Origin of the sequence: Paenibacillus hexagrammi, assembly GCF_021513275.1 — a bacterium.
GTDB classification, from domain to species: Bacteria; Bacillota; Bacilli; order Paenibacillales; family NBRC-103111; genus Paenibacillus_E; species Paenibacillus_E hexagrammi.
In genome coordinates, this window is the sequence record NZ_CP090978.1 from 5,046,798 (window position 1) to 5,062,439 (window position 15,642).

At 47.9% G+C, this 15,642-nt stretch carries 17 protein-coding genes; 2 read left to right on the top strand and 15 right to left on the bottom strand.

The genetic code is table 11. The annotated features are described in order from the left end of the window. Positions 1-178 precede the first annotated feature (178 nt). A complete protein-coding gene (locus L0M14_RS22915) occupies positions 179-499 on the top strand; it encodes an ArsR/SmtB family transcription factor (RefSeq protein ID WP_405030801.1) in 321 nt (106 codons plus the stop codon). 20 nt (positions 500-519) lie between these two features. Next, positions 520-1,029, top strand: a complete 510-nt coding sequence (locus tag L0M14_RS22920) for an SRPBCC domain-containing protein (RefSeq protein ID WP_235118849.1) — start codon at positions 520-522, stop codon at positions 1,027-1,029. Here L0M14_RS22920 and L0M14_RS22925 read toward each other — a convergent pair. The 15 genes from L0M14_RS22925 to L0M14_RS22995 form a co-directional block, all read right to left on the bottom strand. Further along, complete coding sequence (locus L0M14_RS22925; protein ID WP_235118850.1) at positions 1,019-1,165, bottom strand: hypothetical protein; 147 nt, start codon at positions 1,163-1,165, stop codon at positions 1,019-1,021. The genes L0M14_RS22920 and L0M14_RS22925 overlap by 11 nt on opposite strands. Positions 1,166-1,185: 20 nt before the next feature. After that, on the bottom strand, positions 1,186-1,587 hold the full coding sequence (locus tag L0M14_RS22930) for an NUDIX hydrolase (protein WP_235118851.1): 402 nt from the start codon (positions 1,585-1,587) through the stop codon (positions 1,186-1,188). 272 nt (positions 1,588-1,859) lie between these two features. Continuing rightward, positions 1,860-2,774 (bottom strand): glycoside hydrolase family 30 beta sandwich domain-containing protein, encoded by a 915-nt coding sequence (locus L0M14_RS22935; RefSeq protein ID WP_235118852.1) that lies wholly within the window; start codon positions 2,772-2,774, stop codon positions 1,860-1,862. After that, positions 2,729-3,205 carry a glycoside hydrolase gene (locus L0M14_RS22940; RefSeq protein WP_235118853.1) on the bottom strand — a complete coding sequence of 159 codons (477 nt, stop codon included), beginning with the start codon at positions 3,203-3,205 and terminating at the stop codon, positions 2,729-2,731. The genes L0M14_RS22935 and L0M14_RS22940 overlap by 46 nt, the downstream gene beginning before the upstream one ends. A gap of 169 nt (positions 3,206-3,374) precedes the next feature. After that, complete coding sequence (locus L0M14_RS22945) at positions 3,375-3,827, bottom strand: YybH family protein (protein ID WP_235118854.1); 453 nt, start codon at positions 3,825-3,827, stop codon at positions 3,375-3,377. 98 nt (positions 3,828-3,925) lie between these two features. Continuing rightward, positions 3,926-4,321 (bottom strand): MerR family transcriptional regulator, encoded by a 396-nt coding sequence (locus L0M14_RS22950; RefSeq protein WP_235118855.1) that lies wholly within the window; start codon positions 4,319-4,321, stop codon positions 3,926-3,928. A gap of 451 nt (positions 4,322-4,772) precedes the next feature. Beyond that, on the bottom strand, positions 4,773-5,177 hold the full coding sequence (locus tag L0M14_RS22955) for a VOC family protein (protein WP_235118856.1): 405 nt from the start codon (positions 5,175-5,177) through the stop codon (positions 4,773-4,775). A gap of 172 nt (positions 5,178-5,349) precedes the next feature. After that, positions 5,350-6,438 carry a response regulator gene (locus L0M14_RS22960; protein ID WP_235118857.1) on the bottom strand — a complete coding sequence of 363 codons (1,089 nt, stop codon included), beginning with the start codon at positions 6,436-6,438 and terminating at the stop codon, positions 5,350-5,352. Then, complete coding sequence (locus L0M14_RS22965; RefSeq protein WP_235118858.1) at positions 6,435-6,644, bottom strand: hypothetical protein; 210 nt, start codon at positions 6,642-6,644, stop codon at positions 6,435-6,437. The genes L0M14_RS22960 and L0M14_RS22965 overlap by 4 nt, the downstream gene beginning before the upstream one ends. A 317-nt stretch (positions 6,645-6,961) precedes the next feature. After that, a complete protein-coding gene (locus L0M14_RS22970) occupies positions 6,962-7,609 on the bottom strand; it encodes an HAD family hydrolase (protein ID WP_311198766.1) in 648 nt (215 codons plus the stop codon). A 105-nt stretch (positions 7,610-7,714) separates the two neighbouring features. After that, positions 7,715-8,140, bottom strand: a complete 426-nt coding sequence (locus L0M14_RS22975; RefSeq protein ID WP_235118859.1) for a hypothetical protein — start codon at positions 8,138-8,140, stop codon at positions 7,715-7,717. Positions 8,141-8,314: 174 nt separating this feature from the next. Continuing rightward, entirely contained in the window at positions 8,315-10,930 is a 2,616-nt protein-coding gene (locus L0M14_RS22980) for an S-layer homology domain-containing protein (RefSeq protein WP_235118860.1), read from the bottom strand. A 5-nt stretch (positions 10,931-10,935) separates the two neighbouring features. Continuing rightward, entirely contained in the window at positions 10,936-13,293 is a 2,358-nt protein-coding gene (locus L0M14_RS22985; RefSeq protein ID WP_235118861.1) for a dockerin type I domain-containing protein, read from the bottom strand. A gap of 299 nt (positions 13,294-13,592) precedes the next feature. Continuing rightward, entirely contained in the window at positions 13,593-14,675 is a 1,083-nt protein-coding gene (locus tag L0M14_RS22990; RefSeq protein ID WP_235118862.1) for a Gfo/Idh/MocA family protein, read from the bottom strand. Then, a complete protein-coding gene (locus tag L0M14_RS22995; RefSeq protein WP_235118863.1) occupies positions 14,672-15,628 on the bottom strand; it encodes a helix-turn-helix domain-containing protein in 957 nt (318 codons plus the stop codon). The genes L0M14_RS22990 and L0M14_RS22995 overlap by 4 nt, the downstream gene beginning before the upstream one ends. Positions 15,629-15,642 lie beyond the last annotated feature (14 nt).

The window sequence follows — 15,642 nt, forward strand, 5'->3', positions numbered from 1 at the left end:
TGGGTGGACTCTTCGTCATTCCTTTAGAGGATGCAGTTGGACAAGACAGTAAGTATCGACAACAATTTTCATCAAACATTCCTTGACAGGAATATTCCTTATGAGGTATATTAAAGACACGAGTTCGATACGCGAAACGAAATGAGGTGGCTGAGACATCGAACCGATAGACAGTTCCTTGTTCAGCGCTCTCGCTGAACCGAACCGAGCACGCATCGTAGAGCTGCTGCTGGACAGCCACTTGTCTGTAGGCGAAATCGCCGAACGACTCGGCATCCGTCAGCCTCAGGCTTCCAAGCATCTGCGCGTCCTGCTGGATGCGGGTGTAGTCGAGGTTCAGGCTGTCGCGAACCGTCGGAATTACAAGCTTCGCTTGGAGCCCTTTCAAGCGCTGGATACGTGGCTGTCCACGTACCGCGGTGTCTGGGATGAGCGGCTTAACAACCTAGAGAGTTACTTACAAAAGCTTCGAGATCAGGAAGATCATTCAGGTTCATAATCATTAGGAGGGATTTAATAATGTCTAATCAATTAGTAATTCAAACAGAAGGTCAGTATCTGATTATGGAGCGCATTTTCAACGCCCCGCGCGAGCTTGTATTCAAAGCCCACACAGAAGCCGAGCACCTGAAGAAATGGTGGGGTCCCCGCGGCTGGGAAGTTACTCACTGTACGGTCGATTTACGTCCGGGCGGAGCCTGGCATTACTGCATGAAATGCGTAGATGAGAAGCAGGGCGATTTCTTCGGTTTTGAATCTTGGGGCAAGGCCATTTATAAGGAGATTGAAGCGCCAGCGACGTTCTCCTACACGGATTACTTCTCCGATGCCGAAGGGAATGAATCGCAGGGTATGCCTTCTTCTGACATTACTGTGACCTTCGAAGAGTTTGAAGGAACAACGAAATATGTCAGCCGTGCCCGGTACGAAAGCGCCGAAGCGCTTAAACAGGTTATCGAAATGGGCATGGAGCAAGGAATCACGGAGACGATGGATCGTTTCGCAGAATACTTGGAGACTATTCGATAAGAGCCCGTCTCCATCTAGTAAAAACGGCAGCAAGGACACCTGTTACGGTAAATCCTTGCTGCCTTTTTTGCTCGTCGATACTGCCAGTCCCCATGAAAAGCTTACGCAATTGGGTTCGTCCCGTCACATGCCACATGCCAAGACAGTCCCGCCACTTTACTGGATCAGCTTCATCTCCAGCAGCTTATCAAAGATCAACTGACTCACGGAAGATACCCTCTCCCTGTCTGAATAGCTCAGCCAGGCCGCTTCTTCGATTTCGGAAGCCGGAAGCAGTTCTCCCTCGTAGTCTCCCCTATAGCAAGTCATTCGCACCAGAACTCCCGCTGACTTGTCATGAGCCTGCGCCTCAAACGTACCGAAATACGTAATGGTTTCCGGCTTTATCCGTACAGACAGTTCTTCCTCTATTTCTCTTCTAAGGGTCTCCTCATCTGTCTCTCCAGGGTCCCGCTTTCCCCCAGGAATATAGAAGTTCTCTTTGCCTTTGGATCGTGCGCACAGGACTTGCCCGTTAGCGACATGCACCCAGGCAATTTTATCAATAACAGCTGTCAATGCTTTTCCCTCCTTACTAGGCGATGCCAATCTCCATATGCCATCCTGCTCGATATGAATTCCAACAGCCTTTCTGCAACATAACATCTTTGTATCTCTGCATTCATGATATCAGATTTACATCCGTTCAGACATCATCAAGCCGGGGCTTCATTCTGAGGTCTCCAAAAGATCGAGTATCAACGCGGACCGCATACGTGGAAAAGGCGTCTACCAGGAGGTATGCCTGAGTAAAACGCCTTTTTTATATCATTTTAGCAGGGGCACAATGTCTAGTACTCCGTATAGCTCGTAACAGACTTGCCCGGCAGCGTCACGGTAACCGAACCGCCGTTCACTGTCAGATCGGCTAGCTTCGCCAAGTCTTCCGACGCGCTGGTTCGTCTTCCCGATACGTGGTCAAAAGTCAAGCCGCTGATGGTCGTGGTTATGGCAGAAGAGCTATTATTGATGATAATGACCGACGCCCTGCCTGTATGGTTGGTACCGGCAATCGAGATCAGATTGCTGTCACTTGAGGCTGCTAGAATACGAATGTCGTCAGGCCGCAAGTAACGACTGAATTGCCCCATCACATACAGCCGTTTATTCACCGAAAAAGAGTTATTGGCACCTAAGTTGATTAAGCCCTCACCTGTGCCGCTTGATGCAGGATTCACAGCCCACCAGTAGAGCCAGCCCCTCTCGCCCCGCTTCAGGTCCGATGCGATTATATTGGCCCATTTCAGCCCATCGGTGATTGAGGGGTCATTGGCATTTTGAAAATCGCTCACCTCCGTGCTAATCAAGGGCTTGCCGAAATGATTTACGTCCGTATATGTTCCGTAATCATGCACCGTGACAAAATCAAATTTATCTCTCGTGGCCGTGCTGAAGTTGACCATATAATTATTCGAGGCCATACGATTTGAGCCCTCCGGTGCTCCAACCAGCACCCCTTGATTCAAACTGTGAATCGCATCGGCGACCTTGGCGGCGGCTTGATTCATTTCACTGGTCGTATACTGCGCGGATGCATACGGGGTGGACAGGTCTGGTTCGTTTTGGACGCTGACCCATTTGATATTGAAGCCGAACGTATTACGGTAGTGATCCACGTAGGTTTTTAAATAATTCGCAAACTTATCGTAGTGGGTCGTCTTCAGGTGCCCTCCATTATATTCGGGGAGCCATTGTCTTTCATCCAACCGGGCGGGCTCCAAGGGACCGCATAGAACTGGTTCATGCCTCTGTTCTTGGCTTCCTGCGCAAACCATCTCTGATGCAGGTCCGTGTTCCAATCCAGCACACCGTCAGAGGGCATGAATGTCGTCTGTACCGCATCTTCGGAGGAGGTATATGGATTGATTTCCAGTCTGACCATGGACAGCCCCGCATTGGATTCATCCACTTTGAACAGTTTATCCAGAATCTGACTCTGCACAGCGGACGTGTAGTTGTTCTTCAGCTCATTGACCGGGTGATTGGCGGCTGCCCCGAATCCCCAGATCGTCTGATACGTCGTATCCTTGTAGAGGGTGACCGAACTTCCCGCTGCCGATGAAACCGAACTGAAACTGGCTAATAGCATTGCGCTTAATGCTAGGATGCTGCCTGCCTTCTTTCTTTTTCCAAACATCTATTCATCACCTCTTTATCGTATTAGGCTGATCATCAGCCCTCTCTACACTAACTTGAAATCGCTTACATTTCACTGTGGCTAAACGCTCATTTACTGTATAGAAAACAACAAGCAAGCTGCCGAAATGGCAGCTTGCTTGTGTTCATATGGCTGAGGCTCTCGCCTCTTAGCTTGGGATCTTCGCTGAATCAAAAAGACCCATTCCAGTCTCTACATGTATGGGTAAGGAAGAATGTTGATGAATAATAAGCCAGGAATCATTCTCTTTCCTTAAGCCAAATGTAAACCGATTTGTTATTTGGCGAAGCTTTTCTCCTGATTCTATATCGTGTGCAGCAAAGGTAACGGCACAGTAAACGAATGCAAGATTCAAGTTTTCTTCTACTGCTAGGTCATTGAAATCAACAATTAATGAAATGCCATCCGCCCTTAATCCGTTAAACCACTCTTCAACATTTGCCTTCATGGGAGAGATCCCCTTGCTTTCAAAGCTACTCCAACAATCATAAATATGCATTTCGGGAGCATATGCCGCTAAGAATCTTTCAACATTTGTATCGTAAACTGCAGACTTGTAATTTTCTAGCACGTCTTGAACTTCATTAAATGTAACCTTCATTACATTCAGCCCCTTTACCTGCCGACCGCTGCGGTCCGCTTCGTTTTCATTCGACTATCGTATCCAATTCGCAAAGCCATGAACATCAAATTTCTCCTCTAACAAGAACCGTTACTTTCTATTTTCTCCTTGCATTCCGACCAAGTTAGGCATTTACAGCTTAATCCACTATCTAAAATTTGTATCATTGAATTAAGCTGCTTCTTTCGCTCTTCTAGTTCTGAACGTTTTTGTTTGGCCATGAGCTCCCAACGATCCGAAGGCGAATCGCTTGGTTCAAAGCCTTCCAAAAGAATAGTAATTTCTTGAATACTAAAACCGGTTTGCTGAGCGACTTTGATAAAATGGATGCGATCTAGCAACCCTTCTTGATATCGTCGCTGACCATATATGCGTTCTGGAGCAGGAAGTAATCCAACGGATTCGTAGTAACGCAGCGTCGATGCGCTGATTTCTGCTTTAGCCGCGAGTTGCCCAATGCGAAGACCAGACATAAAAACACTCCCTTGACCTTGACTTAAAGTGAGCTTTAAGTTTTATGATTGGATTATAACTTCATTTGGAAGGTGATGTAAATGGGAAAAGGGAGTTGGCTAGCAGGTCTTGGGCTACTAGGTGCGTGTGCTTTGTGTTGTACGTTGCCACTACTTGGAGGACTGGCAGTTTTAGGGGTATCCTCATTCTTTTTGAATCCTTTCGTTTTAGCCGGTATCGCACTTATTTTCGTAATAGCGGGTATCGTGATGATTCAAAGACGAAAAGCAAACGGATCATCATGCTTATCAACAGGATGCGGTTGTAATTCCTGCAAAACGAAAGGATCGGAAACAGAACTGAAAACAGTAAAGGAGCAGCCATAGCTGCTCCTGATACTTGCTCATGGAAATTCTTGCACAATACATGATATTGACCACAAATTGAGGTCCCACTCACTTCAACGGTTCATCAATGCCTACCGCTGAACCGTTTGATCGCTTCCTCGGTCACCGGTGCGAAGAGATTAACCAGATTCCCGTCGGGATCGCGAAACAGCGCAGCACGGTTTCCCCATGGCATCGTGGTTGGTTCCTTTACCCATTCGTCGATGAACGGCTTCAAGCGCTCGTATTCGGCATCGACATCGTGGACGCGGAACTCGAGGATGACAGTGTGATTGTTGGCCGCCACTGCGGAACCAGCGCCGAACAGTGGCACCGTCTGGGAGTGGCCAATCGCCAGGGTGCACGATGGCACAACGAATTCGGCAAAGACGGGCGCGGGGCGTTCCGCTGAAACACCTATGACGATCTCATAGAATTCAACAAGACGATCCACGTCGTCGGTAATGATGCGTACAGAAGCAAATTGCATGTATGTCCCACTCCTTTATGTTTCTTACTCCGATTATAAAAAAACGCTCCTGACAACAGTATGTCAGTAGCGTTTTTTTATTTTTTGACATACTCCCGAATTCGACTTGCGTCAATACACGATATGGATATATGTGTATCCAAGGCTTTTTCTCCAGATCCAAATCGCCTGCTCATTGCTCCCTGAATTTCTCCTTATACTCCATGGGATTCATTCCATGATACTGTTTGAAGATCCGGGAAAAGTGAATGCTGTTCTCGTAGCCGACTCGCATCGCGATCTCGTAGCTTTTCAGCGAGGTGGTTAACAGCAAATCTCTGGCATTCCGCATGCGTACATTGACGCAATACGTCCAGATCGTCATCCCAACCTGGTCTTTAAACAGCTTGGCTAGATATGAGCGGCTCATCGCCACGTGGTCGGCCAAGTCCTGCAGCCCCCAGCTCTCGGCATAATGATCCTCAATGTATCGCTTGACTTGATCCACGACGCTTTCTCTCTGCAAGTTTTTCGCTTTACGCGCCCGGTCCATCAGCACATTGGCCGCCCGCTCCAGCCGCCTGACCGCACAAAGTCGGTAATAATGCCGCACATCTTCGTGCCGCAGACTTGCCTCGCCGAGTCCCACATCCTCACCTTCCTCAAAGCTCACGAGAATGTCCTGCTTCTTCAGCTCCTCGATCACGAGCGCAGTCCACGCCATGGCAAGGTCATTCAAAATCTCGTAGCGGCCGTCTATCCATTCCTCGAACATAGCGAGCGTATCCACGATAATCAGCGGCTGACCGTGTAAAAAAACCGTCAAAATCATGTCAATCCACTGCTCCAGCACCGGCTTGTACACCGGGAGTTTCTGCAGCAGCAGCCGGTTCGCTTCGCTCCGGCGCTGCGCTTGAATTCTGGTGCAGGCCTTTTCTACCGCTTCGCATAGCAGCGTATTATCGATCGGTTTGAGCACGTAGTCTACGGCACCCAGCATGATGCTCTTCTTGGCGTATTGAAAGTCGTCATAGCTGGAAATGACAATACAGGTCATCCATGGACACCTGGTATTAATCTCTTCGATCAGTTGAAGCCCATCTACCAAGGGCATCCTTACATCCGTCATACAAATGTCCGCATAATGTTCCTTTAACCAGTCCAGCGCCTTGCTCCCGTTATGCAGTGTAGCGGAGACTGCGATTCCCTCTAACTCAGCTAATTGAATGGCGAGACTTTCACGAATTAATTCTTCATCGTCGACAATGATGATTCTGTTCATTCGGATTCTCCTTTCAGCTTATCGACCAGAGGCAATTCGATCTCCACAACCGCACCGCCGTCCGAAGGTGAATTGTAGAAATTAATCTTCGCCTCCGAATAATAAAACATCCGTAACCGGTAGATTAGATTCGACAATCCGACCCGTTTAAAATGATCGTGCCTCAGATGCAGGTCCGTCTGCTCGGCTTCCAGCCTCGATATCAATTATAGATTTGATCCCGAGGACCAACAATGTGGGCAGGTTTTGATTTACTGCAGTAATCGTACTTATTCGACATAGAACTGTGCAGGTAAAGTACACCGCAAAGTGCAGCCTTGGGATCGAAACTTACTTAGATAATTGGCGGGGAGCCCCACATGATGTGAGATAAACGGCTTACTCCGTCCTTTAATGACGAGTACGTTTATAAAAAATATACGCCGAATTATTGAGTGAAACTTATAAATTCTTATATTTCAAAAAAAGAACCGGAGCAGACTGCACCCAGTCTGTCGGTTCTCTTGAATCGCGATTATGAAGGTTATGTAAGTCCTGCTACGGAAATTTCCGTTATGGTTGAAACGATGATATCCGCAGCGGATAAATCTTGATTGCCTGAGTTCGGGTTGATAAACCCGATGCACTTCATCCCCGCTGCCCTAGCGGCTTTAAGCCCGTTGCGCGAATCCTCCAGTACCCAGCATGCCGCAGGGGATACGTTCATTTGATGCGCAGCCTCCAAGTACACATCAGGCGCTGGCTTCCCCTTCGCCACTTCTTCCGCACTGACGATACAGGTAAAATAGGACGATACCTCCAGCTTCTTAAGTACAGCTTCTATAAACACTCGTGGTGACGAAGAGGCAAGACCTATAGGAATGTGTCGTTCATGTAACTCCTTCAGCAGCTCACGAATACCCGGAATGGGTGTAACTTCCGTTTCTCTCAAATACGCCAGCTTCGCACCCAACTGTAAATCTATAATCTCGAATACCGTCTGAGACAGGTTATACTCTTTTTTGATAAGCGTCCACATCTCCGGATTCGTCATACCCACGTAGGCTTCCAAGCTCTCCTTGGAGATAGGCGAGCCTAGCTGTGCCATCGTCTTCATATCTACTTCAAAATGCAGCGGCTCACTATCGATAATGACACCGTCCATATCAAAAATAAAAGCTTCTATGACCAACACCTCCTGGGAATTTTACGCCATTTCATTTATCGGGAAGCCGATAAAGAAGGTTCATATCTAAAATCTGCCGCAATCGCAGGGACAGGCTGAGGACCCACTGCCCTAGTTACTCCTCCCCTTTCTACGTAATCGAAGCTGCAAACCCAACCACAGAAACAAAGATGGAGTGATAAAGAACCAAATCGTGTAAGGCGGACCAGGATCGAACTGAAGGGCCTGGAATAAACCGAATACATATAAATGATAGCCTAAAAAAATCATCCAATTGAAGCCCATTGGACTAGGAAAGATCAGACCATATAGGCCGATCATTAAACCAATTAAGCTAACGAACGACACAGATAGCAAGCTCGTAATCGCATTGTTTAGTGGTCTTAGGCACGCATACCCGCATGCTGCATATGTCAGAAGCGCTGCCACGATGGCGAGACCAAGGAATACGGCGTGACTTCCCATTGCAAAGACAATTAATGTCACGATCAGTGCCAGTACGTGAGCTGCGAATGACAGCAAGATATTACGTCTCAAAGCTATCGCCCCCTACATTCTCAACCTATTCCTCATTATATTCGAAATCACCAAATAATCCCATGAAATGGAACTTTGACTTCGAAGAGGCTTCAGATAATTTGCGGGGTCAACTGAAGAAAAGGCTGAACAGTCATATCAACTGTCCAGCCTTGTTTTAGAAACAGACTTGATTTATGGTAGTTGAATCCAAGTTTCATTTCCGTCTTGATTCTTCACATAGTAATGTTCCACAGACGCTTCCTGAATGTCCTTTAGCGCCCAGTTCGTGCTCTCGACGTCTTTCCAAACTGAACCCTGCTCACCGTCAGACGGTCCACGAACAAGCAGTTTGTTCATGATGACCACTGTCTCCGCTCTGGTGACATATTGATCCGGTCTGTAGCTGCCATCTTCATAGCCCTGGATGATGCCCGCTCCTTGAACAGCAAGGATCGCCTGCTCGGCCCAATGGCTGGATATATCGTCAAATCCTGTACCTTGCGCCGGATTCCCTGTAATCAACAGAGAGCTTAGTGCCGCCATTTCTGCGCGGGTAATCGGCTGGTCAGGCTTGAAGCTTCCGTCCGGGTAGCCGCTCATCAGCTTCATCTTCGCTGCCTGGGAGATTGCTGCGCTAGCCCAATGATCCGAAGATACATCGGAATACGTCATGTCTTCCCCTTCAGCGGATTTCCCAGCCACACGTGATAAAATAGCCGCCATTTCCGCACGTGTAATGGAATGGTCCGGACGGAACGTGCCGTCTTCGTAGCCATTCACATAGGCCGTATGTGCTTCCGGCTTACCTTCTAGATGCACAAGAGAAAATGTACTGAATTTATGCACAGAGAACTGAAAGCCCTTACCGCCGTCTTCACCGTCATAATTCACAAGCTTCCCGGAGAGCAGTTCCTTCGTTCCGTCGCTATGCTCTACATAAATGCCCAGTTTGGCGAGCTCATCCTCGCTAAGATTTACATCCTTCAAAGGCATAACGAGCGTCACCTGACGGTTCTGAAGGTTCGTCTCGATCGTCATCGGACGACCGACGACCGTTACTCCTTTGGCACCTGTTGCATTCTTGATCAGCGCTTCCTTATTAGCCCGATCTTTGACGTCCTGCTTTTCGACATCATTCTTAATCGGTACGAAGTGGAAATACAGGTCATCCGTGAATCCTTGCAGCGAGTCATTCGGAATGTTCACATGCACGTTATCCGTCATGAGTCCGATGTCGATCTTGGCATCCGCAATCAGCTTTCCGGATTCCTTAGGAACTGTTACTTCTACTTCGGACACCTCGTCTTTGGCATCCGGTATTAAAATGTTAGCGGAAGAGGCTCCAGCTTGTTTAATACTGTCAACCGCCTTCTGGGCTTGATCCGTCGCGAAGGTCACTTTATCGCTTTTCGTTCCATCCGATTTAGCTGTTCTTTCGATAACCGCGCTGGATACAACACCGCTTGCTTTGGAACCACCGGCAGCAACGTCCAACTTAATGATTTCTTTGCCACCAGTTCCCCCTGCAGAGCTAGACGTTCTTTTTGTGATGTTGATAATCCCTGGCTCCAGTGTACTCGTCATTTCTTCAGCATCTGTATCCACGATGGTGAATTGCTGTTTATCACTTGTATTTTCTACAGTAAGGTCTCTGGCGCCATATTCAGCCGAATCCGAAACCTTAAACACGAGCTTAAACAAATCTTTGCCAACCGTAATAGGCTGATCTCCGCCGGTTGCATCTGACCATGCGGTACGCACCCATCCTTCATCATTACTGTATGTGCTTGAGAAAACCGTTTCGGAAGGAGGTATGATCTGTTCCAGCTTCAGTGCCGTACTGTCAAAATGAATGCGCATCCCGTATGCGGATACTCCTGTAGAAACGGACTTCACGGAAACGGGAACCGTAATCGTCGAGCCTCTGTAGGCTGACAGTGAACCAATCTTCACTACCGCTGTTTGCGCCACTCGTGTGACTGGACCAATTGGTTCACTCAGTGTAGGCAATCCTGCAGGTATACCTGCCTGTGCAGCCGGTGTCACCTCAAAGAAGATGTACTTGTCGAGTTGAGCTGAAGTCAAAGTAAAGGTCTTGGCTGTGGCGCCATCAATGACTGTCTTATCCGTACCAGATGAGCTGCTCGCTTGATACCACTTAAAGGCGGGAACGGCTTCGGCGTTGTTTTCCGTATCCTTGTAAACATAATCACCGGTCAAGGCAGTCCCCACAACCGGAGTGCCGTTAATTGTAACTTGGTCTGCAGTAGGAGCGTCGTTAACTACCGTTACTTTCCCGGGAATCAGGGTTGAAATAGCTATGTCTGTTGTTTCCAAGGTATAAGTGCCGGAATCAAGTTGAATGTTCGTTTCTCCGAGTAGAGCATCATCTTTAATTTTAAAATCTACTGTAAATACTCGAGTAGGCTCGTCTATAAATGTCAGGTTGCCGAATGAACTGGCTTCCACATAAACACTGCCCGTAACGGACTTGGATGAGTCAAAGTTGGCGGATTGAGCCGTATCCTTAACAACTGCATCCGTAAGTACGTTGGCATCGTAATTCAATTTCAATGAATATTTCCAAAAAGCATCATCCACATTTGAAATCATACCTGGCTGCATATAGACGGCAACGGATACCGTTTCTCCAGTATGTCCAATCGCGCCAATGACCTGTGCTGTTAGCGGCATTGCTACATTGGCATTTGCGACTGGTATGAATACAAGTGTCATACAAAATAACAGGAGCATAGAAACCATTCGGCGTAGAGAATGCTTATACATGAAGGTATTAAGACTGTTCAAAAATGTCACACCCCTTTTCCTAAGTAGATGTCGAGAATTAATTTAGCATCCACAGCATCGACTTTGCCATCGTTATTGACGTCCAGTATAAATTTCAGTTCATCGGTCAAGGGTACCTTACCTTGTATGATTTTGTTGACGAACAGGGAGTCGGCTGGTGTGACTTGTCCGTCCCCATTGGCGTCACCTTTAAGCACCCCGATAGGTCCCACGTGCGTTTGCACTGGATCTCCGGGAGTTGTCCCCGTGCTTGCGCCCGGCGTTACTTCAAAGATGATGTACTTGTTATACATAGAAGCACTCAACTGGAGTGTGGTTCCTACTTCACCTGTAATCAATTGCTTAGGTCCGTTCATGTCATCGGCCGTATACCAACGGTATGTAGACCCGCTCTGAAGATCATTTTCCATATCGGAATACGTATAGGTGGCCGTCAGTGTTTTGTTTTTATTCAGCATCGTATCACCGGTGATCATCAAATCAGATATGATTGGAGCTGCGTTCGCCCCAACTTCTGTCAAACTCGTATATGAGACCGGCGTACCCGTCTGAGTACCCGCAGTAGCCACAGGTGTTACTTCGAAAATGATGTATTTACCGGCCTCTGCATGTGTTAGGGATAGTGAGCTTGTTGTAGCTCCTGATATCACCGTTTTATTGGTTCCTGCTGCGTCATCAGCTATGTACCATTTGTATATTGTTGTGCCCATTGGATCATTCTCGAGGTCACCATACGCGAATGCCCCCGTTAGCGTGTTGCCTTCCTTCAGCGTTCCTGTAAAGCTCACACTAGACGCTGTCGGTGCTTCGTTCGCGAGTACCGCGCTCGCGCTTGTGTATGTCGTCGGAGTACCCGTCTGAGTACCCGCAGTAGCCACAGGTGTTACTTCGAAAATGATGTATTTACCGGCCTGTGCATGCGTTAGGGACAGTGAGCTCGTTGTAGCTCCTGATATCACCGTTTTATTGGTTCCTGCTGCGTCGTCGGCTATGTACCATTTGTAGATCGTTGTGCCCATTGGATCATTCTCGAGGTCGCCATACGCGAATGCCCCCGTTAGCGTATTGCCTTCCTTCAGCGTTCCCGTGAAAATCACGTTCGCTGCTGTCGGAGCTGCATTAGACGGCCCCATCTGAACAACCCTAACTTGATTCGCGCCGTTATTCTCCAAAAAAATGTCATATAAAGCACTGTCAAACTCTACTAGATAACCATAAGTGGCACTGTAAGAAGTATTGTTATTTAGACCTTTCGTACTGTTCCCGTCAGCAGATCCCCATGATATACCATCGTATTTTTTTACCCTGACATGATAGTTCGGGCTTCCTTCGTGCCATGTTGCGTACAAATTGCCATCGAATACAGCCAATCTGGCCTGATAAGCGTCATAATTGGTGTTCTGATTCAATCCTGTGCTCTGACCGCCGTCAACCAGCACCCAATTCGTTCCGTCATATTTTTTAACGCGAAGCTGCGTCTTGGTCGATTGTTCACACCACGCTACATAAAGTTCCCCATTATAGACTGCCAGTGCCGGAGCATTAGCCCGCATGGCCGTATTATAATTCAAGCCGCTTGCTCCACCGCCATCTACGAAACTCCATGTCGTCCCATCATAGGACTTGATTCGCAGCTGACTAATGGAACTATTGTCGTTCTCCTGCCAGGTCAAGTAAAGCTTGCCGTTATATACGACTGCAGATGGAGCCTGCCCCGCATGTGAGGAATTCTGGTTAAGCGACGAGCCTCCGTCCGCTGAATTCCAGGTAGACCCTCCGGCATATTTTTTTACCCGAATCTGGTTAATACCATTACCGCCTGTTTCATCCCAAAATACATATAACGAGCTGTTATATTCGATGAGCTTCGGATTTCTGGCATTTGTGTTGCTGCTCGTGTTAATGCCGCTTGTCCCATCGCCGTCAACGCGGCTCCACGAAGTTCCGTTATATTTGGCTACTCGAAGCTGCCAGTAAGATGTTGGCCCCAGCTCTTGCCAAGTTGCGTACAATTCATTATTGAACACAACAAGCGATACGTTAAGCGCATCCTTGGTTGTGTCTTTGTTAAGAGGTGTATCGTTATCCCCAGTTCCCCAAGACCCGTGGTCATACTGTTTGACGCGAATTTGACTTGTTGAGCCGATCGATTCCGACCAAGCGGCAAACATAGTACCGTTAAAATCGACCATCTTGGGATTTCCTGCATTCTTCGTAGGATCTACGTTAATGCCGTTTGTACCATTACCATCCACGAAATTCCATGATTCTGCAAAAGCTACTGAACTGTAGACAACTGCCATCAAGATGCTCAATGCTACCGCTAATGAGATCCTAAACCCTTTACTGACCGGTGATTTCAATCATAATCCCCCTTTAATCAAATGACTGCTACATGTTGACTGTGTTCCCTTTGTACAAGCATATCTTCGTCATCAATTCGACTCACACCTCTATTTTTCGACACATTTCATTATGCAAATTAGTCCTTTATACCTATACATCTATCGTATTCAATAAGCGAATCTCACTAGAGTGGCGCCTTAACTTTGAGGCGAATCCTAGCACTTAGAAGTGATCCTTACATGAATCAAGAATATTCTTATCACATAAAAAAGACTTAACTCATCCCATGGACAAGTCAAGCCTTATTCACCATACACTATCCTACATACACCGCTTGCCCCGTGCGGGCCGATTCATAGATCGCCTCCAGGATCTGAGATACAACATATGCCTGCTCCGGAGTGACTACGGGCTCCGCATCTTCCTCGATAGCTTTGATCCACATTCTCATTTCGACATCAGGCGCATCCTCGGTTGCCCCATCATAAAAAGCGACTCCGCCCGCATGAAGGTCGACTTCCGTCGTATACAAACGGCTGTGCTTTTCGCCATTGATGCGTAGCCCGCCCTTCATATCTGCCCCGCCTTCTGTACCACACAGCGTGCACTTGGCTTCATCGACGTCCAAAGAATTCAGCGCCCAGCTGGATTCAAGCGTAATCGTAGCTCCATCCTCCATGACGACCATGCCGAATGCGGAATCTTCAACGGTAAACTTTGCGGGGTCCCAGGGTCCCCAAGCGTTAGCCGCTCCCTCACGTTGAGACAGCTTATGATAGGAAGTGCCGAGAACGACTTTGGGCTTGTAGTTATTCATCATCCACAGAGTCAGGTCTAAGGCGTGAGTGCCAATATCAATGAGCGGTCCCCCGCCTTGTTTGTCTTCATCCAGGAATACCCCCCATGTCGGAACTGCACGCCTGCGGATGGCATGTGCCTTCGCATAATAAATATGCCCGAGCTCACCTTCCTCACACAGCTTCTTCAGATGTTGACTATCCGGCCGAAAACGGTTATTGTAGCCAATTGTGAGCTTTTTCCCCGTGCGTCTTGCCGCTTCCATCATGGCTTTGGCATCAGCCGCAGTCTTCGCCATAGGCTTCTCACACATGACATGCTTACCTGCTTCAAGCGCTGCGATGGCGATTTCGGCATGAGAGTCATTAGGTGTACATACATGAACAATATCGATCGTCCCGTCCTGCAGTAATTCCCGATAGTCTGTGTACACCTGGGATCCTTCCGTACCGTACTCCGCAGCCGCCTTATGAGCTCGCTCCTCTTCAATATCACAAAATGCCACCATTTGAACCTGTTTCAACTTCTTTAAGCTCGGCATATGCTTGCCGTTAGCAATCCCTCCACAGCCGATTACCCCAATTCGATAGACAGCAGTCATGAAATCCCCTCCTCGTTTCTCTGCAAATGCATCAAAGCTTGATGCTTCTCCCGATACTGGCTCGGCGTCAGGCCGAATCGTTTGCGAAATACGGCGTGTAAATAGTTTCCCGAAGAAAAACCTTCTTGAAGAGCAATCATCTCGATCGGCTGATCACTCTCCACCAATTTGCGGCACACAGCTTCCAATCGAACTTCCTCCAAGATGACGCTAAAAGATCGCTCCGGATGCCGGTTCTTAAATATCCTCTGTAGCTGGCGGGAGCTGATATGCATTTTGTCAGCTAAATCCTCCAAGGTAACGGAACCTGTATAGTTGGCGCGGATATACTGCATAGCAAACCGGTAACGGTAAGTATTCATATCCCTCGCAGGCAGCGATGTAGGGAGGCCCCCGCTGTCATAGGCCCGAACAGCTCTAAGCAAAATCTGAATAATGCACTGCTTAATCGTCGTGTAAGCTCCCATCCAATTGTCCGTACATGCTTGATAAGCTTCCAGAAAATAGGGCATAGCTCCATGAAGATCGACCGTTGGCAGAAGCGGCATGCCTTCAAGCCTTTGTATGCATGCGCGCGATTCCGCTTGCTCGTAACAATCAATCCCGCCGCTCCCGCTTCGCTCCACAATATCGATATGAAGGCAGAGCTCTTCCATGGATTCCTGCGCATCCGCCTCCTGATAGTGCATCACCCCAGGGCCTGTTACATAAAACATCCCATCCCTCAAGAGGTATACCTGGCCGCTGGCCGACTGCACAATTCCCTTTCCACTGGGGATAAAATGAAATTCAAATTCATTATGCTTATGCATGCCAATCACTTTGCCAGGAGCGAAGGACGTCAAATGAAACCGAAGAACACGGATCTCATAGTCGCCCCATTGAATCCGCATATCAAGTCTCTCCAACGCATCCTGCCGCTCCCACATGGTCTGATAGGGGGATCGGATCATCGAACAGCTCCCTT

Bases quoted from the DNA above. Each gene is read 5' to 3' on its own strand.
- L0M14_RS22925 (WP_235118850.1), bottom strand. From the start codon at position 1,165: ATGTGGCATGTGACGGGACGAACCCAATTGCGTAAGCTTTTCATGGGG.
- L0M14_RS22960 (WP_235118857.1), bottom strand. From the start codon at position 6,438: ATGAACAGAATCATCATTGTCGACGATGAAGAATTAATTCGTGAAAGT.
- L0M14_RS22945 (WP_235118854.1), bottom strand. From the start codon at position 3,827: ATGAAGGTTACATTTAATGAAGTTCAAGACGTGCTAGAAAATTACAAG.
- L0M14_RS22990 (WP_235118862.1), bottom strand. From the start codon at position 14,675: ATGACTGCTGTCTATCGAATTGGGGTAATCGGCTGTGGAGGGATTGCT.
- L0M14_RS22940 (WP_235118853.1), bottom strand. From the start codon at position 3,205: ATGTTTGGAAAAAGAAAGAAGGCAGGCAGCATCCTAGCATTAAGCGCA.
- L0M14_RS22950 (WP_235118855.1), bottom strand. From the start codon at position 4,321: ATGTCTGGTCTTCGCATTGGGCAACTCGCGGCTAAAGCAGAAATCAGC.
- L0M14_RS22920 (WP_235118849.1), top strand. From the start codon at position 520: ATGTCTAATCAATTAGTAATTCAAACAGAAGGTCAGTATCTGATTATG.
- L0M14_RS22955 (WP_235118856.1), bottom strand. From the start codon at position 5,177: ATGCAATTTGCTTCTGTACGCATCATTACCGACGACGTGGATCGTCTT.
- L0M14_RS22995 (WP_235118863.1), bottom strand. From the start codon at position 15,628: ATGATCCGATCCCCCTATCAGACCATGTGGGAGCGGCAGGATGCGTTG.